20 protein-coding genes, 1 tRNA gene and 1 riboswitch are annotated in these 26,649 nt (G+C 71.8%); of the genes, 17 read left to right on the top strand and 4 right to left on the bottom strand.

Going from position 1 to position 26,649, the window contains the following annotated elements; genetic code table 11:
- Positions 1–759, bottom strand: a complete 759-nt coding sequence (locus QBL25_RS18425) for a hypothetical protein (RefSeq protein ID WP_409058127.1) — start codon at positions 757–759, stop codon at positions 1–3.
- A 208-nt stretch (positions 760–967) separates the two neighbouring features.
- Between QBL25_RS18425 and QBL25_RS18420 the strand changes: the two genes are divergently transcribed.
- The 14 genes from QBL25_RS18420 to QBL25_RS18355 all read left to right on the top strand — a co-directional run bounded on the left by QBL25_RS18420 (position 968) and on the right by QBL25_RS18355 (position 18,270).
- Positions 968–3,046 carry an N-6 DNA methylase gene (locus tag QBL25_RS18420; protein WP_409058126.1) on the top strand — a complete coding sequence of 693 codons (2,079 nt, stop codon included), beginning with the start codon at positions 968–970 and terminating at the stop codon, positions 3,044–3,046.
- Positions 3,047–3,240: 194 nt separating this feature from the next.
- Positions 3,241–3,837 (top strand): hypothetical protein, encoded by a 597-nt coding sequence (locus tag QBL25_RS18415; protein ID WP_409058125.1) that lies wholly within the window; start codon positions 3,241–3,243, stop codon positions 3,835–3,837.
- A gap of 74 nt (positions 3,838–3,911) precedes the next feature.
- On the top strand, positions 3,912–5,399 hold the full coding sequence (locus QBL25_RS18410; RefSeq protein WP_409062697.1) for a protein kinase domain-containing protein: 1,488 nt from the start codon (positions 3,912–3,914) through the stop codon (positions 5,397–5,399).
- 135 nt (positions 5,400–5,534) lie between these two features.
- Complete coding sequence (locus tag QBL25_RS18405; protein WP_409058124.1) at positions 5,535–6,200, top strand: SurA N-terminal domain-containing protein; 666 nt, start codon at positions 5,535–5,537, stop codon at positions 6,198–6,200.
- 89 nt (positions 6,201–6,289) lie between these two features.
- Positions 6,290–7,264 (top strand): nucleoside triphosphate pyrophosphohydrolase, encoded by a 975-nt coding sequence (locus QBL25_RS18400; RefSeq protein ID WP_409058123.1) that lies wholly within the window; start codon positions 6,290–6,292, stop codon positions 7,262–7,264.
- 420 nt (positions 7,265–7,684) lie between these two features.
- Positions 7,685–9,037, top strand: coding sequence for a cytochrome P450 family protein (locus QBL25_RS18395; RefSeq protein ID WP_409058122.1), 1,353 nt, complete (start codon positions 7,685–7,687; stop codon positions 9,035–9,037).
- Positions 9,038–9,172: 135 nt separating this feature from the next.
- Entirely contained in the window at positions 9,173–10,168 is a 996-nt protein-coding gene (locus QBL25_RS18390) for a transglycosylase family protein (protein ID WP_409058121.1), read from the top strand.
- A 181-nt stretch (positions 10,169–10,349) separates the two neighbouring features.
- Positions 10,350–10,539: riboswitch (cyclic di-AMP (ydaO/yuaA leader) on the top strand.
- 3 nt (positions 10,540–10,542) lie between these two features.
- Entirely contained in the window at positions 10,543–11,253 is a 711-nt protein-coding gene (locus QBL25_RS18385; RefSeq protein WP_409058120.1) for a transglycosylase family protein, read from the top strand.
- Between the two features lie 268 nt (positions 11,254–11,521).
- The gene (eno, locus tag QBL25_RS18380) at positions 11,522–12,802 is read left to right on the top strand and encodes a phosphopyruvate hydratase (RefSeq protein WP_409058119.1); all 1,281 of its coding nucleotides are present in this window, start codon (positions 11,522–11,524) and stop codon (positions 12,800–12,802) included.
- A 108-nt stretch (positions 12,803–12,910) separates the two neighbouring features.
- Positions 12,911–13,390, top strand: coding sequence for an FtsB family cell division protein (locus tag QBL25_RS18375; RefSeq protein WP_409058118.1), 480 nt, complete (start codon positions 12,911–12,913; stop codon positions 13,388–13,390).
- An 81-nt stretch (positions 13,391–13,471) separates the two neighbouring features.
- Positions 13,472–14,026, top strand: a complete 555-nt coding sequence (locus QBL25_RS18370; RefSeq protein WP_409058117.1) for a DUF501 domain-containing protein — start codon at positions 13,472–13,474, stop codon at positions 14,024–14,026.
- Positions 14,023–14,949: an exopolyphosphatase gene (locus QBL25_RS18365; protein ID WP_409058116.1), complete on the top strand. Its 927-nt coding sequence runs from the start codon at positions 14,023–14,025 to the stop codon at positions 14,947–14,949. The genes QBL25_RS18370 and QBL25_RS18365 overlap by 4 nt, the downstream gene beginning before the upstream one ends.
- A 408-nt stretch (positions 14,950–15,357) precedes the next feature.
- Positions 15,358–16,761 (top strand): NAD(P)/FAD-dependent oxidoreductase, encoded by a 1,404-nt coding sequence (locus tag QBL25_RS18360; RefSeq protein ID WP_409058115.1) that lies wholly within the window; start codon positions 15,358–15,360, stop codon positions 16,759–16,761.
- A 204-nt stretch (positions 16,762–16,965) separates the two neighbouring features.
- A complete protein-coding gene (locus tag QBL25_RS18355; protein ID WP_409058114.1) occupies positions 16,966–18,270 on the top strand; it encodes a class I SAM-dependent methyltransferase in 1,305 nt (434 codons plus the stop codon).
- Positions 18,271–18,339: 69 nt separating this feature from the next.
- Here QBL25_RS18355 and QBL25_RS18350 read toward each other — a convergent pair whose 3' ends face one another.
- Positions 18,340–20,871 carry an ABC transporter permease gene (locus tag QBL25_RS18350; RefSeq protein ID WP_409058113.1) on the bottom strand — a complete coding sequence of 844 codons (2,532 nt, stop codon included), beginning with the start codon at positions 20,869–20,871 and terminating at the stop codon, positions 18,340–18,342.
- A gap of 55 nt (positions 20,872–20,926) precedes the next feature.
- The gene (locus tag QBL25_RS18345; RefSeq protein WP_409058112.1) at positions 20,927–21,697 is read right to left on the bottom strand and encodes an ABC transporter ATP-binding protein; all 771 of its coding nucleotides are present in this window, start codon (positions 21,695–21,697) and stop codon (positions 20,927–20,929) included.
- 387 nt (positions 21,698–22,084) lie between these two features.
- On the opposite strand from QBL25_RS18345, the gene QBL25_RS18340 reads away from it, so the two are divergent.
- Positions 22,085–22,167, top strand: a tRNA-Leu gene (locus QBL25_RS18340).
- On the opposite strand, the gene QBL25_RS18335 is transcribed toward QBL25_RS18340, so the two are convergent.
- Positions 22,149–23,846, bottom strand: coding sequence for an IclR family transcriptional regulator C-terminal domain-containing protein (locus QBL25_RS18335; RefSeq protein ID WP_409058111.1), 1,698 nt, complete (start codon positions 23,844–23,846; stop codon positions 22,149–22,151). The two genes, QBL25_RS18340 and QBL25_RS18335, sit on opposite strands and share 19 nt — an antisense overlap.
- Positions 23,847–23,996: 150 nt before the next feature.
- Here QBL25_RS18335 and QBL25_RS18330 point away from each other — a divergent pair, with 150 nt between their 5' ends.
- Positions 23,997–25,172 (top strand): 4-hydroxybenzoate 3-monooxygenase, encoded by a 1,176-nt coding sequence (locus tag QBL25_RS18330; protein ID WP_409058110.1) that lies wholly within the window; start codon positions 23,997–23,999, stop codon positions 25,170–25,172.
- 54 nt (positions 25,173–25,226) lie between these two features.
- Positions 25,227–26,624 carry an MFS transporter gene (locus tag QBL25_RS18325; RefSeq protein WP_409058109.1) on the top strand — a complete coding sequence of 466 codons (1,398 nt, stop codon included), beginning with the start codon at positions 25,227–25,229 and terminating at the stop codon, positions 26,622–26,624.
- Positions 26,625–26,649: the final 25 nt, after the last annotated feature.

Raw genomic sequence — 26,649 nt, 5'->3', positions numbered from 1 at the left:
TCAGCCCGCCATCTTGTCGATGTCCATGACGTCACCGGTGGGCGGCGTCGCGTCGACCGGTTCGTCGAAGTCCCCGAACGTCAGGGTCTCCGGGGTCTTGGCGGTCTCGTTCACGACCTTCAGGAGATACGGCTTGCCCTTCGTCGCCACGTACAGGGTGTAGCGGTCGGCGCCGTCGGTTTCGGTGAGCGTGAGCGCGGGGGTGCCGTCGACCGTGGTGGTCTTGCCCCGGTCGGCGTCGGAGTCGACGTCCTTGAAGTCGGCGAGCAGGACGTCCAGGTCGCAGAACGCGGCGATGTCCTTGGCGTCGGCGCCGGTCGCCGAGGTCTTCACCCACCGGCCCGCGAGCATGTCCACGGCGGCCTGCGTCTCGGCCTTGGGCTGCCCCTTGCCCTGGGCGCGCAGGAACTCCTCGTCGTACTTCATGTAGACCGTGCGCGCGGTGGTGATCAGGTCGAGCGAGCCCTCCCCGCCCATCCCCATCGTGCCCGCGCACTGCCCCTTGGTGTCGAAGGCCATGTCCAGCGTGATGGTGCCGCCCTCGTCGGGGACGCTGCCCTTCACGCTGAGGGACCTGGCGCCGGACGTCGCCTTCACGGCCTTGTCGACGATGTCGGGCCCCGACAGGCCGGGGAACGGTCCCGTCTCCTTCGCGGCCCCCTGCTTTCCGGAGCCGGCGGTCTCGGTGCCGCAGGCCGTCAGGCCGAGCGTCGCCGCGGCGGCCAGGCAGACGGCGGCGGCAAGAGTGGTGTGTCGCATGAAGATCCCCCCACGGGATTGGAAGTGCTGTCACCATCAGAGCAGAGGCTGTGAACCGAGTCAACACGGCATCGGAATGGCAGTCTGTTAACAGCCGTGAAGGGGGTGGATCCGCGTACGCGGGTATGCTCGGCGCCAGCCACGGCGCCGCGACCACGCGTCTCGTGCGGTGCGGCAGGGGACTCGGGGACTGAGGGGAGCCGGTTCGGTGCGGGAGAACACGACAGAGGTGACCGCCGCGGGGATCGCCCGGCTCGCGGGCGTCGGCCGGGCGGCCGTCAGCAACTGGCGCCGCCGCCACCCCGACTTCCCCAGACCGGTCGGCGGCACCGAGACCAGCCCCTCCTTCGCCCTCGCGGAGATCGAGGAGTGGCTGCGCACCCAGGGCAAGCTGGGGGAGGTGCCGCTCAAGGAACGCGTCTGGCAGCACCTCGCGGGCCACCCCGCGGGCCCCGTCACCGCCCTGCTCCACGCCGGCTGCGTCCTGCTCCTCGTCCGCGACCGCCACCCGGACTGGCTGAAGGTGAGCGCGGTGTCGGACGAGCGGACCGCCCAGCTGCTCCCGGACGCCCTCGCCCAGGTCCTCGCCCCGCGGTTCGGCTCACCCGCCGCGACCGGAGCGGGACCGCGGCAGACGGCCGTGCCCGTCCCGGACGCCACACGGCTCCTGCCCTCCCTGCCGCTGCTGCGCGGGGTGGCCGAGCTCGCCGCCGAGCTGGGGGCCCGGCAGACCTACGAGTTCCTGATCGGGCGGCACATCGACGCCAACCCCCGGCAGTACACGCTCACTCCGGCCGGACCCGCCGGCCTGATGGCCGCGCTCGCCGGGCCCGCGTCCACCGTGCTCGACCCCGCCTGCGGCACCGGCGCCCTGCTGCGGGCCGTCGCCCCGCGCCCCGACCAGTGCCTCCAGGGCCAGGACAGCGCACCCGAACTCGCCGCCCTCACCGCCCTGCGCCTGGCCCTGCACTCCGACGCCACCGTGCGCGCCGCCGCCGCCGACACCCTGCGCGCGGACGCCTTCGGCGAGACGCGGGCCGACGCCGTGCTCTGCCACCCGCCGTTCAACGAACGCAACTGGGGGCACGACGAACTCGCCTACGACCCCCGCTGGGAGTACGGCTTCCCGGCCCGTACGGAGTCCGAACTCGCCTGGGTGCAGCACGCGCTGGCCCGCCTCCGGGACGGCGGCACCGCCGTCCTGCTGATGCCGCCCGCCGCCGCCTCCCGCCGCTCCGGGCGCCGCGTCCGCGCCGACCTGCTGCGCCGGGGCGCCCTGCGGGCCGTGATCGCGCTGCCCACGGGCGCCGCACCCCCGTACAACATCCCGCTGCACGTCTGGGTCCTGCGCAGGCCCGCGCCCGGCGCGCAGCCCCCGTCCGCGCTGCTCCTCGTCGAGACGGCGGGCCTCTGCGCGGGCGACGGCAGGGACCGGCAGGCCTGGCGGCCGGTGCAGGACGCCGTGACCGGCCTCTGGCGCGCCTTCGACCGGGACGGCACGGTCGGCGAACGGCCGGGGCTCGCCCGCTGCGTGCCGGTGCTCGAACTCCTCGACGACGAGGTCGACCTGGCCCCGGCCCGCCGCCTGCCGCCACCGGCCACCGGCGGGGGGGTGCGGGAGCTCGCGGCCGTCCGCGAGCGCCTCGGGGACGCCGTGCGCCGGACCGCCGACCTCATGCCGCCGCCCGCCCGGGCCGTCGAAGTCGTCGAGGACGCCGCCCACCGGCCGGTCACCACCGTCGGTGAACTCGCTCGCGCGGGCGCCCTGTCGCTGCGTACGGGCACCGGCTGCGCGCCCCCCGGCACCCCGGTGCTCACCGAGCACGACCTCCTGTCCGGCGACGCGCCCTCGGGTCTCGCCGACCCGCCGGAGGACGCGACCGCCGAGACGGTCCTGACCGAGCCCGGCGACGTCGTCATCCCCCTCGCGGGCGGCGGCACCGCGGCCCGCGTCGTCGACGAGGCCACCGCGGGCGCCGCGCTCGGCCGGGGGCTCACGCTCCTGCGGCCCGACCCGGCCGCCCTCGACCCGTGGTTCCTCGCCGGGTTCCTGCGCGGCACCGCCAACAACCGCCAGGCGAGCAGTTACGCCTCCACCGCCGCCCGGCTCGACGTCCGGCGGCTGCGCCTTCCGCGCCTGCCGCTGGAGGGACAGCGCGGCTACGGGGAGCGGTTCCGCGCGCTCGCCGCCTTCGAGGACTCGCTGCGTCTCGCGGGCAGGCTGGGCGCCCAGTTGGTGCGGGGACTGCACGACGGACTGACGGACGGCACGCTTCCGCCGCAATGAGAAGACCGGGTTCCGGCCGGGCGCGGGAGCGGTCCCCGATCGGGACGTGACCAGTACGACAACGGTTCGGTACAACCCGGGACCGCTTCTCCTTGTCGGCCTATACGCTCGAATCTGCATCAGTTCGTATTTCGACTTTCGGCCGCGCGTTCCTCCGGGGGAACGCGCGGCCGCATCAGGCATCAGGAGCAGCCATGCACGGCCACGGCTATGCGCCGCAGCAACCGCCGCCGACCTCCGGCAGCACGCATGTGACGCTGCGCGTGGTGTTCGTGGTCCTGGCCGTCGTGACGTGCGGCCTGCTGGCCTGGGCGCCGATGCTGCGGCTCGCGCTCGTGACGCGCAAGGCGTACGACTGGGCGCTGTTCGGGCTCGTCACCGCACTCGACGTGACGGCCCTGGTGCTCGTCGGCGTCGACCCCGGCGAGGACGAGTTCCAGGGCCCCGGCAACACGGGCATGGTGGTCCTCCTGACGACGCTGCTCGCCGCCGTCGCCTACTACCTCTTCGCGGACATACGCCACTTCAGCCGCTACCGCCCGCAGCCGTACGGCGGCTACCCGGCCCCCGGGCCCGCGTACGGCTACCCGCAGCAGCCGGGCCCCGCCCCCGTGCACCCGCAGGCCACCCAGCCGCAGCCCCCGCACCTCCGGCCCACGCAGCCGCACCAGCCGCCGGTCCAGCAGACGCCGCCCCCGCCCACGCGTCCCGCGCCGGCCCGCATCCACCAAGTACAGGCCGAGCTCGACGAGCTCAGTGACTACCTGCGCAAGCAGGAAGGCGGCAACTGACCGTGTCCCTGGGTACGGGCGGCCGCGTGGTCGCCGGGCGCTACGAACTCTCCACGCTCATCGGCCAGGGCGGCATGGGCCAGGTCTGGACGGCGTACGACCAGCGCCTGGACCGCCGCGTCGCGGTCAAGCTCCTGCGCCCCGACCGGGTCGCGGGCGCCGAGGCCGAGGAACTGCGCCGCCGCTTCGTGCGCGAGTGCCGCGTCACCGCCCAGGTCGACCACCCGGGCCTGGTCACCGTCCACGACGCGGGCACGGAGGGCGAGGACCTCTACCTCGTCATGCAGTACGTGGACGGGGCCGACCTCGGCGACCACCTCGCCGAGCACGACCCCTACCCGTGGCAGTGGGCCGTCGCGATCGCCGCCCAGCTGTGCGCGGTGCTCTCCGCCGTGCACGCCGTGCCGATCGTGCACCGCGACCTCAAGCCGCGGAACGTGATGGTCAAGCAGGACGGCACGGTCTCCATCCTCGACCTGGGCATCGCCTCGGTCATGGACACCGACACCACCCGCCTCACCCACACCGGCTCACCCATCGGCAGCCCCGCCTACATGGCCCCCGAGCAGGCGATGGGCGGCGCGGTCGGCCCGTACACCGACCTGTACGCCCTCGGGGTCCTGCTGCACGAACTGCTCAGCGGAGACGTGCCGTTCAGCGGGTCGACCGCGCTCGGCGTCCTGCACCGCCACCTCTACGAACCGCCGCTCCCGGTCCGCCGGCTGCGCGCCGAGGTCCCCGAAGCCCTCGAAGCCCTGGTGCTCCGCCTCCTCGCCAAGGACCCCCAGCACCGGCACGGCAGCGCCCAGGAGGTCTACGAGGAGCTGGCCCCGCTGCTCCCCGCGCGCGGCATACCGGCCGGCGGCCCGCTGGACCCCACCCGCCCCTTCCTGCGCCCGCACGCCCCGTGGCCCGACCGCGCGGCCACCCCGCCGCCGGCCCCCGCCATCCAGCCGGACCGCCCCGACAAGCACCAGGTCCCCGGCGGCCCCGGCAGCCAGACGGACGTCGTCCGCGCGGTCGACGAGGTCAAGCGGCTCCTCGGCGAGGGCCGCATCACCCAGGCCGTCGACATCCTCGGCTCGATCCTGCCCGCGGCCGCCGCCAAGCACGGCGAGCACTCCCCGGTGGTCCGCTCCCTGCGCAAGCAGTACGCCGCCACGCTCATGGACGACGGCCAGTACCGCCGCGCCCTGCCCGAGCTGCGCCGCCTCGCCGACGAGCGCGCCGCCGAGTCCGGCCAGGCCGACCCGCACTCCCTCCAGTTCCGCTACGAGGCCGCGCAGTGCCTGGAGCAGCTGGGCGAACCGGCGGCGGCCCTCGCGGAGTACCGCGCGCTGCTCCCCTACTACGAGAACCGCTACGCCTCCGACGACCGCGAACGCCCCCTGGACATCCGCCGCCGCATCGGCCACCTGCTCCTCGCCCTCGGCGACCGCGCGGCGGCCCACGACATGCTGGCGCGGCTGCTCATGGACGCCGAGCGGATGCACGGCGTGGGGCATCCCTTCCCGGCGGAGATCCGGCGTACGTTGCAGTGGCTGGGACAGGTGCGCGGGTAGTGACCGCTCGGCGGGAGGGTGCCCCAACTCTTCGAGAATCGTTGGTCGAATAGGTGGCCGAGAGACCGGCCACTCCCTAACATCGATCATCGCAAGACTTTGTGCACCGCCGCACAATCTCCTCGGGAGGCTCACTTGCACCGCCGCCGTCGCACCGCGCTCGTTCTCGCCGCCGCAGCCGTTGCTGCGGCTCCCCTCCTGACCGCCTGCGGCAGCGAGGCGCATCCGGGCGCCGCGGCCGTCGTCGGCGACGACCGGATCACGGTCTCGCAGCTGGAGGGCCGGGTGAACGAGGTGCGCGCCGCGCAGCGCGCCGCGATCCCCGACGAGCAGCAGTACGAGCAGGCCATCTCCAAGTCCGGCGGCCTCACCCGCAGCACGCTGCACACGATGGTCCTGGACAAGGTGCTGCATCGGGCGGCGGTGGACGCCGGCGTCGGTGTGTCACGCCGTGACGTCCAGACGATGAGAGCGGGCCTCGAAGAGCAGGCGGGCGGCAAGAAGGCGCTCGAACAGGGCTGGCTCCAGCAGTACAGCGTGGCTCCGTCCCGCCTGGAGGAGAGCCTGCGTACGGAGATCGAGGCCCAGAAGCTGGCGAAGGCGCTCGGCGCGGACATGAACGCCCCGGAGGGCCAGGCGACCTTCTGGAAGGCGCTGTCCAAGGCCTCCAAGAAGCTGGACGTGGACCTGAACCCGCGGTACGGCACGTGGGACGTGGAGAAGAGTAAGCGCGCGGACACCAAGACGCCGTGGGTGCGTGAGGTGTCCAAGGACGGCGACGCGGCGCCCAAGCAGGCCTGAGGACGGCCCCGGGCAGGCTTGAGGGCACCCCCGGGCAGTCCTGAAGACGCCCCCGAGGGGGCGTCGGCGGCGTGGGTTACGTTCGACGGGTGAACGAAACCACGCCTCCGGCCGACGCCCCCGGCCGCGTCATCCTCCTCACCACCAGCCACCGGGTGGCCCCCGGCCTCCTCTCCTGGCCCGCGTGGCAGGCCCTGCACGCGGCGGACCGGGTGCTGTGCGCCGACGCGGACCACCCCCAGCTGCCCTACCTGCGCGAGGCGGGCGTGGCGGTGGAGCAGGTGGCACCCGCCGCCCAGGATCTGGTGGACGCCTGCGCCGGCGGCCGTACGGTCCTGGTCGTCGCCACGGCCGAGGGCGACCAGGCCCTGACGGACGGCCTGGCCAGGCTCGCGGGTTCGGGGCGCGTGGCGATGCCGGACCTGGAGCTGCTCCCGGCCTCGTACGACCTGCCCGGCGCGCGGCTCCTCGACCTCGTCCAGGTCATGGACCAGATCCGCGCCGAGTGCCCGTGGTCCTCCCAGCAGACGCACAAGGGCCTGGCGAAGTACGCGATCGAGGAGGCGTACGAGCTGGTCGAGGCGATCGAGGAGGGCGACCGGGAGGAACTGCGCGAGGAGCTGGGCGACGTCCTGCTCCAGGTGGTCTTCCACGCGCGCATCGCCGAGGAGGACGAGGAGTCCCCCTTCTCCGTGGACGACGTGGCGGGCACGATCGTCGAGAAGCTGATCCACCGTCACCCGCACGTCTTCGGCGACGACTCGGCGGACACGCCCGAGGACGTGAAGGCGCACTGGCTGCGCACGAAGGCCGAGGAGAAGCAGCGCTCGTCGGTGACGGAAGGCATCCCCCTGGGACAGCCGGGCCTGGCCCTCGCGGCGAAACTGGCCTCCCGGGTACGGACGGCGGGCCTCGACGTCCCCCTCCCCACCGGACACGGCATCGGCTACGAACTCCTGGCCCTCGCACTGCGGGCCGAGGCGGAGGGCACGGACCCGGAGGCGGCACTGCGGGCGGCGGCCCGCGCGTACCGGGACGCGGTGCTGGCGGCGGAGAGCGCGTAGGGGTGTAGGGGTCCGCACCGGGTCCGGCGGGGGAGGGGAGGCCCGTCCGGGGTCGGGGCCCCGGCCCGTCCGGCGTCCGTGGCGTGCGGGGCCCGTCCGGCGTACGCGGCCGTCCGGCCAGTCCGGCGTCCGTGGCGTGCGCGGCCCGTCCGTCGTACGCGGCTGTCCGGCCCGTCCGTCGTACGCGGCTGTCCGGCCCGTCCGTCGTCCGTGGCGTGCGCGGCCCGTCCGTCGTACGCGGCCGTCCGGTCCGTGCGCCATGTGCCGCACGTCGTGTCCGGCCCGCCCGTCCGCCCGACCGGCCCGCCCGCCCGCCCGCCCGACCGGCCCGCCGGGCCCGCCCGGCCCGTCCGCCCCGCCCCCCACCCGCGGGCGAACGCGGCGGAGTCCGTGGCGATGGCGCCGGATAACGTCGTCCCCATGCCAGACCAGCCGCCGCCCGCCCCCGCAGGGGACGTCCCTGCGACCTGTCCCGCGGGGGCGCACGCCCCCGTGCCCGAGGTCCGGGGTCCCGTGCCCGAGCTCTTTTCGTGGGAGTTCGCCACCGACCCCTACCCCGCCTACGCCTGGCTCCGCGAGCACGCGCCCGTGCGCAGGACCCGGCTGCCCAGCGGCGTGGAGGCCTGGCTGGTCACGCGGTACGCCGACGCCAAGCAGGCGCTCGCCGACCAGCGGCTCAGCAAGAACCCGGCCCACCACGTCGAGCCCGCGCACGCGAAGAGCAAGACCGGCATCCCGGGCGAGCGCAGCGCCAACCTCATGACGCACCTGCTCAACATCGACCCGCCGGACCACACCCGGCTGAGGCGCCTGGTCTCCAAGGCCTTCACGCCGCGCCGCGTCGCCGAGTTCGCGCCCCGGGTCCAGGAGCTGACCGACCACCTCATCGACCGGTTCGCGGAGAAGGGGGAAGCCGACCTCATCCACGACTTCGCCTTCCCGCTCCCCATCTACGCGATCTGCGACCTCCTCGGCGTGCCCCGCGAGGACCAGGACGACTTCCGCGACTGGGCGGGCATGATGATCCGCCACGGCGGCGGGCCCCGGGGCGGGGTCGCCCGGTCCGTGAAGAAGATGCGCGGCTACCTCGCCGAGCTGATCCACCGCAAGCGCCTCGAACCCGGCGACGACCTCATCTCCGGACTCATCCGCGCCTCGGACCACGGCGAGCACCTCACCGAGAACGAGGCCGCAGCGATGGCCTTCATCCTCCTGTTCGCCGGCTTCGAGACCACCGTCAACCTCATCGGGAACGGGACGTACGCCCTCCTCACCCACCCGGAGCAGCGCGCGCGGCTCCAGGAATCCCTCGCGGACGGCGACACCGCGCTCCTGGAGACCGGCCTCGAGGAACTCCTCCGCTTCGACGGGCCCGTCGAACTGGCCACCTGGCGCTTCGCCACCGAGCCGCTGACGATCGGAGTGGAGGAGATCGCGGCCGGCGACCCCGTCCTGGTCGTCCTCGCCGCCGCCGATCGGGATCCCGCACGATTCGATCTGCCGGACACGCTCGACCTCTCCCGCCGCGACAACCAACACCTCGGCTACGGCCATGGCATTCATTACTGTCTCGGCGCACCCCTGGCCCGCCTCGAAGGCCAGGCCGCCCTCGCGACCCTGCTGCGCCGCCTCCCTGACCTGCGACTCGCGGCGGAACCTGGTGATTTGAGGTGGCGTGGCGGACTCATCATGCGCGGACTCCGCACGCTGCCCGTGGAGTTCACACCCGCACAGCGGAGCAAATATCAGACGCCGGAACCGCCGTCCAGCTGACAAGCCGTCAAGACTGTGACTTTCACGTGATCTCCGCTGCATCGACTTGTGACAAGCGTTCGACTCCCGCTACGTTCACGACGACTCGGCATCCCGTGTCGCAGTCGTCGCTCCAGTCACGCGAAAGGCAACCGCATGCTCTCCGGCCATGGTCGTCACCGACGCCCCCGCCAGGCCCCGGCCCTGATCGTCGCGGCAGGAGTGGCGGGATCGGCCATCGCCATCCCGCTGCTCGGCGCCACCAGTGCGAGCGCGGCGGACACCGCCACGTGGGACAAGCTCGCGGAGTGCGAGAGCGGCGGATCCTGGAGCGCGGACGCGGGCAACGGGTATTACGGCGGGTTCCAGTTCACGCAGGAGGTCTGGGAGGAGTACGGCGGCCTCGACTTCGCGCCGAGCGCCGACCAGGCCAGCCGCTCCCAGCAGATCTCCGTCGCCGAGAAGGTCCTCGACGACCAGGGCCCCAAGGCGTGGCCGAGCTGCGCACCCATCGCCGGTCTCACCCAGGACGGTGCCGCGGCCGACGTCGACCCGGGCGCCCCGATCACGATCCCCTCTGACGAACCGTCGGACTCGGCGGAGTCCGCCACGCCGGACGAGTCGGACAAGTCGTCCGATAAGGGTAAGTCGGGCGAGTCGAGCACCTCGACGGGCAAGTCGGCCGACCCCTCGGACGAGGCCGAGCCCTCCGGGAAGCCCGACGCGGACGACGCCTCGCGAGACAAGAATCACGACGAGTCAGACAAGTCGGATGGTTCGGCCAAGTCCGGCGAGACCGGCGAGACCGGCAAGTCCGAAGCGGACGAGGCCACTTCTCCCGACTCCACTCCTTCCACCCCCTCCGCCGACGAGAAGGGCGGCCGCCACCGCGGCGGCAGCGCCGCCGACGAACCGTCCGGCGACACCGCCCGCGAGGGCTCGGGCCGGCATGCCTCCCGCGGCGAGGAGCGTCAGCGGGACGGCTCGGACGGGACGTACACGGTGCGCTCCGGCGACAACCTCTCGGCCATCGCGGACGACCTCGACGTGAAGGGCGGGTGGACCGAGCTGTACGCCGGGAACGAGAAGTCGGTCGGCTCCGACCCCGATCTCATCCTTCCCGGTCAGAGCCTCGATTTGGGCGAAAAGTAGGGGTAGTTGGCGAGTCGCTTTGCGCTTGATGTCCCAATTGGCGCAAGTGAGAGATGGGTCTCAGAAGCCCTGATCGTCTTTGAAATTCCGCCGATCGCATGTCTACGGTCGTGACCGCTCGCCACAGCGGGCCCCGCCGGTCGGTACGCCGAGTCCTGCCAACGGCCGGTCGGGAACAGTCGTCGCGTAAGCGCCGTAGGCAGGAGCGGGGGACCCAAGGTTTCCGCCGGGCCCGGCCGTTGAGTCTCGTGAGAGCGAGGCGGACGGACGGGAACGGCTAGGGGTTAAGCCGCGCTTCGAGGAAGCGCGGCCGGGCAACTTCATCGGCCCGAACCCGACAGCTCACCTCGCAGGCGTCGGTGAGGGGATCACTCATGCTGTTTTCCAGCAAGGGCAAGCACCGCCGCCCGTCCAAGGCCACTCGTGTCGCCACGCTCGCCGGTGTCACCGGTGTCGCGGTCGCGGCCCCGCTGATGGCGGCCGGCTCGGCCTCCGCCGCGACGAACTCCGAGTGGGACGCCGTCGCCCAGTGCGAGTCCGGCGGCAACTGGTCGATCAACACGGGCAACGGCTACACCGGCGGTCTTCAGTTCTCGTCGTCCACGTGGGCGGCGTACGGCGGCACGAAGTACGCGCCCAGCGCGGACAAGGCCTCCAAGGCCCAGCAGATAGAGATCGGCGAGAAGGTCCTCGCGGGTCAGGGCAAGGGTGCCTGGCCGAGCTGCGGCGTCGGCCTCTCGGGCGCCTCCAACGAGGGTGGCGGTGCGCAGCAGAGCGCCCCGCAGCAGCAGCAGCCCCAGGAGCAGCCCAAGAGCCAGCCCAGCGCCCAGACCGAGCAGCCGCAGCAGGCCGCTCCCAAGGCCGAGGCTCCGAAGACCGAGTCCAAGAAGACCGTCGAGACCCCGACCGGCAAGACGGTCAAGAAGGGCGACGGCGAGTACAAGGTCAAGAAGGGTGACACCCTCTCCAAGATCGCCGAGGCGAAGAACGTCAAGGGCGGCTGGCACAAGGTGTACAAGCTGAACGGCGACATCATCGACAACGCCGACGTGATCTACCCGGGCCAGCAGCTCCACCTGAGCTAAGGGCCGGCGACGGCGGCGCTTCGGCGGAGGCGCCGCCCGTTCCACCCCCGTCCCCCACGGGTCCACCCCGCCCCGGTGCGCGTATCCCCCGTACGCACCGGGGCGGGGTCATGTGTGCCCTCCACGCTTTGTTCCGTTCGGAAACATTTTGCTCTCGGTTTGTCCACAGGGCGGTCGCTCGGCTGGCTCTTGCCCGGGAGCCGGTTAGGCTCGTGTCCGCGAGGCCAACGCCTCGCGTACTCGCGTCACATCCCAGAAGGAGATGCTCGTGCCGTCCATCGACGTCGTCGTAGCCCGGGAAATCCTGGACTCCCGAGGCAACCCCACGGTCGAGGTCGAGGTCGGCCTCGACGACGGCAGCACGGGTCGTGCCGCCGTTCCGTCCGGTGCGTCCACCGGTGCTTTCGAGGCCATCGAACTCCGTGACGGTGACCCCAACCGTTACATGGGCAAGGGCGTGGAGAAGGCCGTCCTCGCCGTCATCGAGCAGATCGGCCCGGAGCTCGTCGGATACGACGCGACCGAGCAGCGCCTGATCGACCAGGCGATGTTCGACCTCGACGCCACCGACAACAAGGGCTCGCTCGGCGCCAACGCCATCCTCGGCGTCTCGCTCGCCGTCGCGCACGCCGCGTCGGAGGCCTCCGACCTCCCGCTCTTCCGCTACCTCGGCGGCCCGAACGCGCACCTGCTGCCCGTTCCGATGATGAACATCCTGAACGGCGGGTCGCACGCCGACTCGAACGTCGACATCCAGGAGTTCATGATCGCGCCGATCGGCGCCGAGTCGTTCTCCGAGGCCCTGCGCTGGGGCACCGAGGTCTACCACACGCTGAAGAAGGTCCTGAAGGACAAGGGCCTCTCCACCGGCCTGGGCGACGAGGGCGGCTTCGCCCCGAACCTGGACTCCAACCGCGCCGCGCTCGACCTCATTCTTGAGGCCATCAAGCAGGCCGGTTACGTCCCCGGCGAGCAGATCGCGCTCGCGCTCGACGTCGCCGCGTCCGAGTTCTACAAGGACGGCACGTACGAGTTCGAGGGCAAGTCCCGCTCGGCCGCCGAGATGACCGAGTACTACGAGGAGCTCGTCGCCTCGTACCCGCTCGTGTCCATCGAGGACCCGCTGTTCGAGGACGACTGGGCCGGCTGGAACGTCATCACCGAGAAGCTCGGCGACAAGGTCCAGCTCGTGGGCGACGACCTGTTCGTCACCAACCCCGAGCGCCTGGCCCGCGGCATCGAGGAGAAGTCCGCGAACGCCCTCCTGGTGAAGGTCAACCAGATCGGCTCGCTGACCGAGACCCTGGACGCCGTCGAGATGGCCCAGCGCAGCGGCTTCAAGTGCATGATGTCGCACCGCTCCGGCGAGACCGAGGACGTCACCATCGCCGACCTCGCCGTCGCCACCAACTGCGGCCAGATCAAGACCGGCGCCCCGGCCCGCTCCGAGCGCGTCGCCAAGTACAACCAGCTGCTCCGCATCGAGGAGATCCTGGACGACGCCGCGGTCTACGCCGGCCGTTCGGCGTTCCCCCGCTTCAAGGGCTGACGGCTCCGGGCTCACCGGACCCGGCTCCGCCGAGCAGTTACGTACGTCCCCGCACTCGGTCCCGTACCGTGTGCGGGGACGTACGTACGTATCGGGGAGGCGGCACACATGGCCGTGAAGGACCGCGACCGGTTCTCCACCGCGACCAGGCTGCGGCTGCTCGGCGAGCAGACCGCGGAGCGTGTCTACCGCTCCCAGACCAAGCGCCAGGCGCGCCGCTCCCGGCTCACGGGCCGCGCCGCGCTCCTCGCGCTGGTGCTCTGCTCGCTGGTCGTCGCGCTCGCCTACCCGATAAGGCAGTACGTCTCCCAGCGCGCGGAGATCGCCGACCAGCGCAAGGAGCAGGCCGAGCGCCGCGAGAACGTCGAGAAGCTGCGCGACGAGAAGGCCCGCTGGCGGGACGACGCGTACGCGGAGCAGCGCATCCGGGACCGGCTGCACTACGTGATGCCGGGCGAGACCGGCTACACGGTGATCGACCCCGCGGCGGCGAAGAAGCAGCGCGCCGACCAGAAGGCCGCCGCCAGGCCCTGGTACTCGAACGTCTGGGACGGCGTGGACAAGGCCGACCGCGCGGACGAGAACTGAGCTCGGACGGCCGAGCTCGAACGCTCGGGTCCGGGCGCCCGGACCCGACAGAACCTCTACGGAAACGATCGAAAGACAGGCATGGAAACGCCCCCGCCGACCACCCCGCGCACCGAGCCCACCGACGCCGACGTCGAGGCCTTCAAGCAGCAGCTCGGCCGTCCGCCGCGCGGCCTGCGGGCCATCGCCCACCGCTGCCCGTGCGGGCAGCCGGACGTCGTCGAGACGGCGCCGCGCCTGCCGGACGGGACGCCGTTCCCGACGACGTACTACCTGACGTGCCCGCGGGCCGCCTCCGCGATCGGCACCCTTGAGGCCAACGGCGTCATGAAGGAGATGTCGGAGCGGCTGAAGACGGACCCCGAGCTGGCCGCCGCGTACCGCGCGGCGCACGAGGACTACATCGCGCGCCGCGACGCCATCGAGGTCCTTGAAGGCTTCCCGAGCGCGGGCGGCATGCCGGACCGCGTGAAGTGCCTGCACGTCCTGGTCGGCCACTCGCTGGCCGCGGGACCCGGGGTGAACCCCCTGGGCGACGAGGCGCTCGCGATGCTGCCGCAGTGGTGGGCCAAGGGGCCCTGCGTCACGCCGTGCGCCGGCGTCGACGCCGGCGCCGGTCAGGAGGGCGCCGAGTGACCCGCGTGGCCGCCGTCGACTGCGGCACCAACTCCATCCGCCTCCTGGTGGCGGACGCGGACCCGCGGACGGGCGAGCTGGTCGACCTGGACCGCAGGATGACCGTCGTCCGCCTCGGCCAGGGCGTGGACAAGACCGGCCGCCTGGCCCCCGAGGCCCTGGAGCGGACCTTCGCGGCCTGCCGCGAGTACGCCGGGGTCATCAAGAAGCACGGCGCCGAGCGCCTGCGCTTCGTGGCGACCTCCGCGTCCCGCGACGCCGAGAACCGCGACGACTTCGTACGCGGCGTCCTGGACATCCTCGGCGTCGAGCCCGAGGTCATCAGCGGTGACCAGGAGGCCGAGTTCTCCTTCACCGGGGCGACCAGGGAGCTGGCGGGCAGCGACCACCTCGCCAAGCCGTACCTCGTCGTCGACATCGGCGGCGGCTCCACGGAGTTCGTCGTCGGCGACGACCGGGTCCGCGCCGCCCGCTCGGTGGACGTGGGCTGTGTGCGCCTCACCGAGCGGCACATCCGCACCGATCCGCCCGCGCCCGCCGAACTCGACGCCGTGCGCGCCGACATCGCGGCCGCCCTCGACCTGGCCGAACGGACCGTGCCGATCCGCGAGGCCCGCACCCTGGTCGGCCTCGCCGGCTCGGTGACGACGGTGGCGGCGATCGCGCTCGGCCTGGACGCCTACGACTCCGCGGCCATCCACCACTCCCGTGTCTCGCGCGAGCAAGTGCGCGAGATCGTGGCCCGGCTGACCGCGGCCACGCACGACGAGCGGGCCGCGATCCCGGTGATGCATCCGGGCCGCGTGGACGTCATCGTGTCCGGCGCGCTCGTCCTCCTGTCGATCATGGAAAGGACCGGTGCCGGGGAGGTCGTCGTCAGCGAACACGACATCCTCGACGGCATCGCCTGGTCGATCGCCTGAGCGCGTCATGTAGCGTCTGAGCGGCTGCGGAGCCGTTGTCGGAGGCTCGAAGGGCCCGGCGGCGACACGCCGTCGGGAAACTTCGTGAAGTTCTTCACAAGGAAATCGGCTCGGTTGGACGATGTTCCGGGGTTCCGAGCCCCTAAAAGTGACCCCAGAGGGCCCCGCGACCCATGACAGTGAAGGTTCGGGAGTGTTTCCGCGGGGTGAACCGGCCGCGTGGTCCAGTCCGGCCGTGGGGCCAGAGTGGCAGCTCACAAGGGGTGCACAACGTCCCGGGTCATCGCCTGGTTCCCCTGAGCCGTCATGACCTGCGTCACGTGGGCGGCGAAGTGTAGCAGAGGGTCCACGCATGCTTGTGAAGGGGCGCACGAGCGACCCCTGCCGGGCAGGTGGATACTCGATGGCATGAGCACCACGGAGCGTCCCAGGATCCTCGTAGTAGGCGGTGGGTACGTAGGCCTGTACGCAGCTCGGCGCATTCTCAAGAAGATGCGCTACGGAGAGGCGACCGTCACGGTCGTCGACCCCCGGTCGTACATGACCTACCAGCCCTTCCTCCCCGAAGCCGCCGCCGGCAGCATTTCGCCTCGGCACGTCGTCGTCCCGCTGCGACGCGTGCTGCCCAAGGCGGAAGTTCTGACCGGCCGGGTCACCACCATCGATCAGGACCGCAAGGTCGCCACGATCGCCCCCCTCGTGGGCGAGGCGTACGAGCTGCCTTTCGACTACCTGGTCATCGCGATGGGCGCGGTCTCCCGCACCTTCCCGATCCCCGGCCTCGCCGAGCAGGGCATCGGCATGAAGGGCATCGAGGAGGCCATCGGCCTGCGCAACCACGTTCTCGAGCAGCTGGACAAGGCTGACTCCACGACGGACGAGGACGTCCGCCGCAAGGCGCTGACCTTCGTCTTCGTCGGCGGTGGCTTCGCGGGTGCGGAGACCATCGGTGAGGTCGAGGACATGGCCCGCGACGCGGCCAAGTACTACAACAACGTGAAGCGCGAGGACATGCGCTTCGTGCTCGTCGACGTCGCGGACAAGATCCTCCCCGAGGTCGGCCCGAAGCTCGGCCAGTACGGCAAGGAGCACCTCGAGGGCCGCGGTGTCGAGGTCTACCTCAAGACCGGCATGGACTCCTGCGTGGACGGCCACGTGGTGCTCAACAACGGCCTCGAGGTCGACTCCAGCACCATCGTGTGGACCGCGGGCGTCAAGCCCAACCCGGCGCTCGCCCGCTTCGGTCTGCCGCTCGGCCCCCGTGGCCACGTCGACACCCAGACGACCCTCCAGGTCCAGGGCACCGACTACATCTGGGCCGCGGGCGACAACGCCCAGGTGCCGGACCTGGTCGGCCGCAAGGCCGGCAACGAGAACGCCTGGTGCCCGCCGAACGCCCAGCACGCGCTGCGTCAGGCCAAGGTCCTCGGCGACAACGTGATCTCCGGCATGCGGGGCTTCCCGCAGAAGGAGTACAGCCACGCCAATAAGGGTGCGGTCGCCGGTCTCGGCCTGCACAAGGGCGTCGCGATGATCGTCATGGGCAAGATGAAGATCAAGCTCAAGGGCCGTCTCGCCTGGTACATGCACCGCGCGTACCACGGCATGGCGATGCCGACGTTCAACCGCAAGATCCGCGTCTTCGCCGACTGGACCCTCGCGGTCTTCCTCAAGCGCGAGGTCGTCTCGCTGGGCGCCATGGAGACTCCCCGCGAGGAGTTCTACGAGGCCGCCAAGCCCGCGCCGAAGCCCGCCGCGGCCAAGGCCGAGCCGGTCGTCGCCGCGTCGGAGGAGAAGGCCAAGGCCTCCTGACCTCCGGTCACCGCACAGCCCCGAAGGGGCCGCCCGCCATCCGTGGTGCGGGCGGCCCCTTCGGGTTTTTCCGTCTCCGTATACATGGTGGCTACAAGTATTTTGCCGATCCGTGACGCCACAACGGGACTGCGCAAGCGCCCGGTTGGTGTTTACGTGGTGATGAACCTATCCGGGATATCCCGAATCACGGAGGTGTGCACCATGCCGGACGCCGCACTGCGGCTGAAGAGCCTTGCCGAACAATTGCTGGGGGCCCCGCTCCCCGTACGTCTGCGTGCCTGGGATGGTTCCGAAGCAGGCCCCCCGGGTGGCCCCACCCTCGTCGTCCGCAATCGCCGCGCCCTGCGCCGTCTGATGTGGAAGCCGGGCGAGCTGGGCCTTGCCCGCGCCTGGGTGGCCGGTGACCTGGACGTCGAGGGCGATCTGTACGCCGCCCTCGAACGGCTCGCCGGGTTCATCTGGGAGCGCGACGAGGAAGCGAAGAGCCTCAGGGAGTCGCTGCGCGACCCGCGCTTCCGCGCCGCCGCCCGCACCCTGGTCGGCCTCGCCGCGCCCTTCCTGCCGCCCGCCCCGCCGCCGGAGGAGATGCGTGGCCGCGGGCGCCTGCACCTGCACACCAAGGGCAGCGACCGCCAGGCGATCAGCCACCACTACGACGTGGGCAACGACTTCTACGAGCTGGTGCTCGGCCCCTCGATGGTCTACTCGTGCGCCTACTGGGAGGCCGGTGAAGGGGCGGGCGCCACCCTGGAGAACGCCCAGCGCGACAAGCTGGAGCTCATCTCCCGCAAGCTTGCCCTCAAGCCCGGCATGCGCCTGCTAGACGTCGGCTGCGGCTGGGGCTCCATGGCGATCCACGCGGCGCGCGAGCACGGCGTCACCGTCGTCGGCGTCACGCTCTCCCAGGAGCAGGCCGCGTACGCGAGGAAGCGGATCGCCGAGGAGGGCCTGACCGACAAAGTCGAGATCCGTGTCCAGGACTACCGCGACGTCCGGGACGGGCCGTACGACGCGATCTCCTCCATCGGTATGGCCGAACACGTCGGCGCCGAGCGGTACTTGGAGTACGCACACGACCTGCACGCACTCCTCAAGCCGGGCGGGCGGCTCCTCAACCACCAGATCGCGCGCCGCCCCCAGGCCGACGAGTCCACGTACACCGTCGACGACTTCATCGACGCCTATGTCTTCCCCGGCGGCGAACTCGCCCCCCTGGGGTCCACGGTCGGGCAGCTGGAGCGCGCCGGGTTCGAGGTCCGCGACGTGGAGGCGATCCGTGAGCACTACGCCCTCACCCTGCGCAGCTGGGTCGCCAACCTGGAGGCCCACTGGGCGCAGGGCCAGCGGCTCACCTCGCCGGGCCGCGCCCGCATCTGGCGCCTGTACATGGCGGCCTCCGCGCTGGCCTTCGAGCGCAACCGCATCGGCGTCAACCAGGTCCTCGCGGTGAAGACCCCGGAAGCCGGCGCTTCCGGGATGCCGCTGCGGGCCCGCGCCTGGCAGTAGGACGCGCACGGGCGGGGCCCCGGACGAGAGTCGTCCGGGGCCCCGCTCCTGTCGTGTGCCGCGCCGCGGCTACTCGCTCTTGATCGCCATCAGCGGGTTCAGCTTGGCCGCGCTGCGGGCCGGCCACATCGCCGCCAGGACACCGACCAGACCGGCGATGCAGAGGAACACCGCGATCCGGCCCAGCGGGATCTCCATGGTGTACGTCTTCACCGAGTCGGTGATGCTGTTGCCCGCGGCCCAGCCCATGAAGAGGCCGAGACCGATGCCGAGCACCGCGCCGAACAGCGAGATGATGACCGCCTCGAGGCGCACCATCTGCTTGACCTTCGCGCGGTCCAGGCCGATGGCCCGCATCATGCCGATCTCGTGCTTCCGCTCGAAGACCGACATGGCCAGGGTGTTGATGACGCCGAGCACCGCGATGAGGATGGCCATCGCGAGCAGGCCGTAGAGCATGTTCAGGAGCAGGTTGATCGCTCCGGCGATCTCGTTGCTGATCGCGTCCTTGTCCTGGATCTTGATGGCGGGGTTGTCGCCGAGGGCCTTGACGATGGTGTCCTCGGCCTTGTCGGACGTGCCGCCCTTCATCTTCACCAGGACCTGCTCGTCGGTGATCTTCGACAGGTGCGGGTCGACCACGGCGAGCGGCGTGAAGAGACCGTTGATCATCTCGTTCTGCTGGTAGACGCCGGCGACCTTCAGCTTCGCCGTCTTGTCGTCGTCGAACTTCACCGGGACGGTGTCGCCCGCCTTCAGGCCCTTCTTGTCCGCGGTCTCCTTGTCGAGCAGCGTGGCGGCGCCGGTCAGGTCCGCGAGGGAGCCGCTGGTGAAGTCCAGGCTCGTCAGCTTGCCGAAGTCCTTCTCGTCGACACCGGCGATCCGGGAGTACGAGCCGTCCACCTCGCCGTAGGCCATGCGCAGCGGGCTGCTCGCCTCGACCTCGGGGAGCTTGTCCAGCTTCTCGCGGACCTCGGGGGTCAGCGGCTGGTAGTTCGCCATGGAGACGGTGTAGTCGGCCTTCAGGGAGCCCGCGGCCATCTTGTTGATCGCGCTGCTCATGGAGGTCGCCACCACCGTCATCGCCGTGATGAGGGTCAGGCCGATCATCAGGGCCGCGGCGGTGGAGGCCGTGCGGCGCGGGTTGCGCACCGCGTTGAGGCGGGACAGCTTGCCGGTGACGCCGAACGGCTTCAGGAGCGGGGCCGAGGCGGCGATGAACGGACGCGACAGGAGCGGCGTGAGGACGATGACGCCGACCATGATCGTGGCGGCACCACCGGCCATCACGTAGTTGTCGTCCATGAAGAGCATGACCGCGCCGAGGGCGACGATGACCGAGCCGATGGTGTTGCGGACGACCAGGCCGCGCACGGTCGGCGTCGAGTGGACGCTGTTCATCGCGGCCACCGGCGGGATCTTCGCGGCACGGCGGCCGGGCAGCCAGGCGGCCAGCATGGTCACGACGACGCCGATGATCAGGGCGACGACGATCGTGGTCGGGGCGACGACGAGCGGCCCGTCGGGCAGCGAGGCGCCCGCGGAGTTCATCAGGGCCTCCAGGCCCATGGCCACGCCGATGCCGAGCGCGAAGCCGGTCACGGCGGCCACCAGGCCCACCAGGAACGCCTCGATGAGCACGGAGCGTGTCACCTGGCGGCGCGAGGCGCCGACGGCCCGCATGAGCGCGAGCTCCTTGGTGCGCTGGGCGACCAGCATGGTGAAGGTGTTGGCGATGATGAAGATGCCGACGAAGAGCGCGATGCCCGCGAAGATCAGCAGGACCTGGCTCATCGAGCTGGTCTGCTCCTCGATCATCTTCTCCTGGTCGTCGGAGAGCTGGGCGCCGGTGAGGGCGTCCGTGTCCTTCGGCTTGATCTTCTCGACCGAGGCCTTCAGCGCCGACTCGGAGGTGCCCGCGGCGGCCTTCACGTCGATCTCGTCGTACTCGCTCTTGCCGAGCACCTCGCGCGCGGTGTCGTTGTCGAACACCACCAGGCTGCCGCCCGCGAGGACGCTGCCGTCCTCGGTGTCGAAGATGCCGCTGATCTTCGCCTTGCGCACCGGTCCGTCGGTGGAGTAGCGGACCGTGTCGCCGACCTTGTAGCCGGTGCGCCCGGCGGTCCTGGAGTCGAGCGCGACGTCACCGGCGGACGTGGGCGCGGAGCCCCGCGTGAAGTCGTAGCGGGGGTCCTTGCCGCCCTTGCCGGGGTAGTAGTTGGCGCCGGTGGTGCCCCACTCGCCGCCGACCAGCTTGCCGTCCTTGTCGGCGACCGCGGTGAACCCGGAGACGACTCCGATGGCCGAGTCGGCGCCCGGCAGGCTCCGCGTCTTCTTCAGGAAGGCGTCGGTCAGCCGCGGCGGCTTCTTGGCCTCGCGGTCGTCGCTCGACCCGTAGAGGGAGGAGCCGCCGCCTTCGGACTGCACGGCGACCGAGACGTGGTCGAAGCTCTTCGCCGACTTGTTCTTGTAGGCGTTGCCGAAGGTGTCGGTGAAGACGAGGGTGCCGGAGACGAAGGCGACGCCGAGCATGACGGCGAGCACGGTCATCAGCAGCCTGGCCTTGTGCGCGAGCACGTTGCGCAGGGCGGTACGGAACATGGGTGTGATTCCTGGTGGGGGAGAAGGCGGGCGAGGAGCGAAGGCGCGTGGTCGGCTAGCTCGTCCGGCCCTTCGCGTCGAAGTCCTTCATCCGGTCGAGGACGCCGTCGGCGGTCGGCGCGAGCATCTCGTCGACGATCCGCCCGTCGGCGAGGAAGATCACGCGGTCCGCGTACGCCGCTGCCACCGGGTCGTGGGTGACCATGACGACGGTCTGGCCCAGCTCGCGGACGGAGTTGCGCAGGAAGCCGAGGACCTCGGCGCCCGAGCGCGAGTCCAGGTTTCCGGTCGGCTCGTCGCCGAAGATGATGTCGGGCTGCGAGGCCAGCGCGCGGGCCACGGCGACGCGCTGCTGCTGGCCGCCGGAGAGCTCGGTGGGCCGGTGGCTGAGCCGCCCGGCCAGGCCGACCATGGAGATGACCTGCTCCAGCCACTGCTTGTCGGGCTTGCGGCCCGCGATGTCCATCGGCAGCGTGATGTTCTCCAGGGCCGTCAGCGTCGGCAGGAGGTTGAAGGCCTGGAAGATGAAGCCGATCTTGTCCCGGCGGAGCTTGGTGAGCTGCTTGTCCTTGAGGGTGGACAGCTCGGTCTCGCCGATCCGCACGGAGCCGCCGCTGAAGCTGTCGAGACCCGCGACGCAGTGCATCAGGGTCGACTTGCCGGAGCCCGAGGGGCCCATGATCGCGGTGAACTCGCCCTGCCGGAAGTCGACGGAGACATGGTCCAGGGCGACCACCTGGGTCTCGCCCTGTCCGTACACCTTGGAGAGGTCCGTGGCGCGTGCTGCCACCGCGGTGGTGCGGGCGGCGAAGGGGGTGGTGGTCACGGGAAGGTGCTCCTGTCGGGACGACGAGTGGGGACGTACTCCATCGTCTGCGCAGGATCGTGCGATGTAGTCAGCCGCTGTTCCGGTTCCCGGGGCCCTCTCCGGTCGGACTCCGGGCGTTCATGTCATACCTGGGGATGACACCCGCCCCTGAGCCGGGTAGCACCCGCCGGTGACCCGTGAACGCGGCGGAGGCGGCCAATTTCCGTCATTCCGTCACGGAGGCCGCACAGTGGTGGAAGGGCCTGCGGCATGTACCTATGGGCCATACCGGTGGCTGATGCACCCTCAGACGTCAATAAAATAAGACAACATCGGGCTGTTGTTCCGCTGTTCGGGGGACGCTCCCCGATAGGGTCGAATCACTTGATGCGGAGCCCACGGCCTGCCCGGATGGTGGAATGCAGACACGGCGAGCTTAAACCTCGCTGCCCCTAGCGGGCGTGCCGGTTCAAGTCCGGCTCCGGGCACCTCCGCCAAAGCTCGGCGGGTACGTACGCCACGGCATCAGCGCGCCGTTGAAGCGCGCCGCCGTGTGCAGATCCGCCTCGATCGCCGCGGCCGTCTCGCGCAGGGCGGGCAGCAGCTCCCCGACGGTCTGATCCAGCGGGGCGGTCCCCGCGTGCTGGGCCACGTTCAGGGCCGCGACCACCTGCCCCCGCGCGTCCTCGATCGGTACGGCGACCGAGCGCAGCCCTTCCTCGAGCTCCTCGTCCGCGGTGGCGTAGCCGTCGGCTGCGGCCCGGTCCAGGAGGCGGCTCAGGGCCGCCGGATCGGTGAGCGTGCGCCGGGTGAGGGGGCGGGGCGGGGCGGCCGCCAGGAGGCGCGCGCGCTCCTGCTCCGGCAGCCCGGCCAGCAGCACGCGCCCCATGGCCGTGGGGTACGCCGGGAAGCGCGTGCCCGGCGCGATGTGGACGCTCATGACGCGGACCGTCGCCGCCCGCGCCACGTACAGGATGTCCGTGCCGTCCAGGACCGTCACCGACGCCGACTGGTGCACCCGGCCCGTCAGTTGGCGCAGATGCGGTTCGGCGATGTCGGGGAGGCCGAGGCGGGACAGGCGGGCGTACCCCAGCTCCAGGATGCGGGGGAGCGGGCGGTGGAGGCGGCCGTCGTGCGCCGCGTACCCCTCGAGCTCCAGGGTGTGCAGACAGCGGCGCGCGGTGGCCCGGGGCAGGCCGGTGGCGGCGGCGATCGCGGTGAGCGGCAGGCCGTCGCCGTGGGCGGCGCCCAGGGCGCGCAGGACGCTGAGGCCGCGGGCCAGGGACTGGAGGAAGTCTGGGCCGAGTGCAGCCTTGGCGGCGCCGGGCTGCTCGCGCGGCCCGCTCTTCTCCTCGGCATGAGGGCCCGTCATATCCGCGTGATCGGCGTGCTGTTGGGCCGCCGCCAGTGACTCGAGGTGCGCGGCCTCCTCCCGCAGCCGGGGCAGCACCAGGTCCGCCAGGCCCTGGGCCGTGTGCCTGCTGGTGTGGCTGACCGCGGACAGGGCGTACCGCGCGCGGCCCGCCGTGTCGCGCACCGGGACCGCCGTGGCGATCAGGCCCGGTTCGATCAGCTGGTCGTCGAGCGCCCAGCCGCTCGCGCGCGAGCGCTCCACGCGGCCCGCGAGGTCCGGGGGCGGGGACGCGGGGCCCGGCGGCAGCGCGGGAAAGGCGCGCCCCTCGGGATCGGTGGCCACACGCGCCCGCCACGCCGCCCACTGCGCCTCGTCCCACTCGGCGGCGAACAGCGCGCCCGGCGCGCACCGCTCGGCGGGGAGCAGGTCGCCGATGCGGAAGGCCACCGACATCGCCCGGCGCCGGGCGGCCTGCGTGACGAAGCGGACGCCGTTGCCGTCCGGCACCGCGAGGGACACCGACTCGTCCAGCTCGTCCGCGAGCCGGGCGGTGCGCGCGGCGACCTCGCCGCTCAGTCCGCTCGCCGCGAGATAGGCGTTGCCGAGCTCCATCAGGCGGGGCGTGAGGTGGAGTTCCTGGCCGTGCTCGCGCACGTACCCGAGGCGGGTCAGGGTCGCCACGACCCGGTCCACCGTCGAGCGGGCGAGGCCGGTGGCCCGGACCAGGTCGCCCGCCCTGACCTGTTCGCCGGCCGCGAGGGCGCGCAGCACCGCGAGGCCGCGCTCCAGGGGGCGTACGGACTCTTCTGGCATGGCGCCGCTCCTCGCACGGGTGGACGGCGGGCGTCCCGAAAGTGGCGGCCCCGCAACCGTTGACAGCCGCCGGGTCCGGTCGGAGACTCCCGTCAGCACATTATGAACGAAAGTTCACCAGGCGAACAAGTCGTGTGAGGGGTTGGACCGATGCGCACCACCGTCGGAATCATCGGAGCCGGACCGGCGGGCCTGCTCCTGGCCCGGCTGCTGCACAACGCGGGCATCGACTCCGTCGTCCTGGAGAGCCGGGACCGCGACTACGTGGAGCACCGCCAGCGCGCCGGCATCCTGGAGCAGGGCACCGTCGACGTCCTGCGCGAGGCCGGCGCCGCCGCCCGCATGGACCGCGAGGGCATCGGGCACGACGGCATCGAGCTGCGCTTCGACCGCCGCAGGCACCGCGTCGACTTCCCCGCGCTGACCGGCGGCCGGTCCGTGATGGTCTACGCCCAGACCGAGGTCTGCAAGGACCTCATAGCCCTCCAGCTCGCCGCCGGGGGCCCGCTGCTCTTCGAGGCCGAGGCGCTCGCCGTCGAGGGCGCCGAGACCCCGAGCCCGCACGTCCGCTTCCGCCACCAGGGCCGCGAGGACGTCCTGGAGTGCGACTACGTGGTGGGCTGCGACGGCTTCTGGGGCGTGGCCCGCAAGGCGGTGCCCGCCGACGTCTCCCGGGTCTTCGAGCGCACGTACCCCTTCGGCTGGCTCGGCATCCTCGCCGACGTGCCGCCCTCGCACGACGAGCTGGTCTACGCCCGCCACGACCGCGGCTTCGCGCTCCTGTCCATGCGCTCGCCGACCGTCACGCGCGCGTACCTCCAGGTCCCGGCGGGCACCGACGCCGCCGACTGGAGCGACGAGGAGATCTGGGACGAGCTCGACCGGCGCCTGGAGACCGACGACGCCTGGACGCTCAAGCGCGGACCCGTCACCGCCAAGTCCGTCACCCCGATGCGCAGCCACGTGCACGAGCCGATGCGCCACGGACGCGTCTTCCTCGCCGGGGACGCCGCCCACATCGTCCCGCCCACCGGCGCCAAGGGCCTCAACCTCGCCGTCGGCGACGTCGTCACCCTGGCCCGCGCGCTCGTCGAGCTCCGCGACACCGGCTCCGACGCCCGCCTGGAGGCCTACTCCGCGACCTGCCTGCGCCGCGTCTGGCAGGCCGAGCGCTTCTCGTACGACATGACCACGATGCTGCACCGCGCTCCCGACGCCACCGGCTTCGACGACCGCGTCCAGCTCGCCCGCCTCGACCGGATCGCCACCGCCCGCTCGGCGGAGACCGACCTCGCCGAGGGCTACACGGGCTTCCCCCTCGACTGAGCCCGCCGCGAGAACCCCCGTCCCCACCAGGTCCCACAAAGAAGTGAGAGCCCCGTGACCGCTCCCCGAGGCGCCGCGCCCCAGCGGACCTTCAGATCCGTCGCCCCCGTCATAGCCCTGTGCTGGCTCGTCGTCTTCTTCGACGGCATGGACGTCAACATCTACGGCGCCGTGATGCCGCACCTCATCGACGACGAGGGCTTCGGCTTCACCCCGTCGACCGCCGGCACCATCGGCTCCTGGACCACCTTCGGCATGCTCGTCGGCGCACTCGGCTGCGGCACGCTCACCGACTGGCTCGGCCGCAAGCCGATGGTGACGGGCAGCGTCGCGCTGTTCTCCCTGGGCTCCGCGGTCTGCGCGCTCGCGCCGAGCGCCGCCGTCTTCGGCGGCGGACGCTTCCTCGCCGGGCTCGGACTCGGCGGCCTCATGCCGATCAGCCTCGCGATCGTCGCCGAGTTCGCGCCGCCGCGCCGGGCCGCGCTCGCCACCGGCCTGATGATGACCTCGTACCACGCGGGCGGCATGGCGGCCACGGGCCTCGGGCTCTGGCTCGGGCCCGACCACGGCTGGCGCGTCGTCTTCTGGGCCGGCGTGCTCCCCGCGGCCGTCGCGATCCCCCTCGTCCTGAAGTGGCTGCCCGAGTCGCCCGGCGTGCTGCTCGCCAAGGGCCGCACCAGCCAGGCCGAGGCCGTCGCCGCCCGGTACCTGCTGCCCGCGCCGACGCCCGCCGAAGCCCCCGAGGCCGGTGCCAAGGGCCGCTTCGCCGCCGTGCTCTCCCTCTTCACCCCGGGGCAGCGCCTGGCCACGCCGCTCCTGTGGCTCGCCTCCTTCGCCGGACTGCTCCTCGTCTACGGGGTCTCCACCTGGCTCCCCGAGCTGATGCGGGCCTCCGGCTACTCCCTCTCCTCCTCCGTCACCTTCCTCATGGTGATCAACGCGGGCGGCATCGTCGGCATGCTCGTCGCGGGCCGGATGGCGGACAAGTTCGGCGCCGTGCGGATCTCCGCGATCTGGTTCCTGCTCACCGCCTGCGGAACCTTCCTGCTCAGGGCGGAGCTGCCGCTCGGCGTCGCGTACGTGATCGTCTTCGTCACCGGGATCTGGCTCTTCTCGGCGCAGGTGATGGTCTACGCCTCCGCCCCCTCCGTCTACACGCCCGCCCAGCGCGCCACCGGGCTCGGCTGGATCACCGGCGTCGGGCGCACCGGCGCGGTCGTCGGACCCTGGCTGGGCGGCGCCGTCGTCTCCGGCGGGAACGCGTCCCTCGGATTCACCACCTTCGCCGTGGCCGCGGTGCTCGGAGCCGTGGCGATCTCGCTGGTGCCACTCGTCCGGCGCAGCCGCCGCACCCCGGCCGACATGGGTGTATCGGCCGCCGCACCGGGAACAGAGAGCACCGGGCCGGACGTTCTTGGTCACAAGGAGGGAAAGATCCTCCCCAAGCACTAGGGTCTTCCTTTTGCCTACGCATTAC

This window comes from Streptomyces sp. SYP-A7185 (assembly GCF_046103685.1).
In the GTDB taxonomy this organism is placed as follows: Bacteria; Actinomycetota; Actinomycetes; order Streptomycetales; family Streptomycetaceae; genus Streptomyces.
This window is presented reverse-complemented; position numbering and strand designations above follow the sequence as displayed.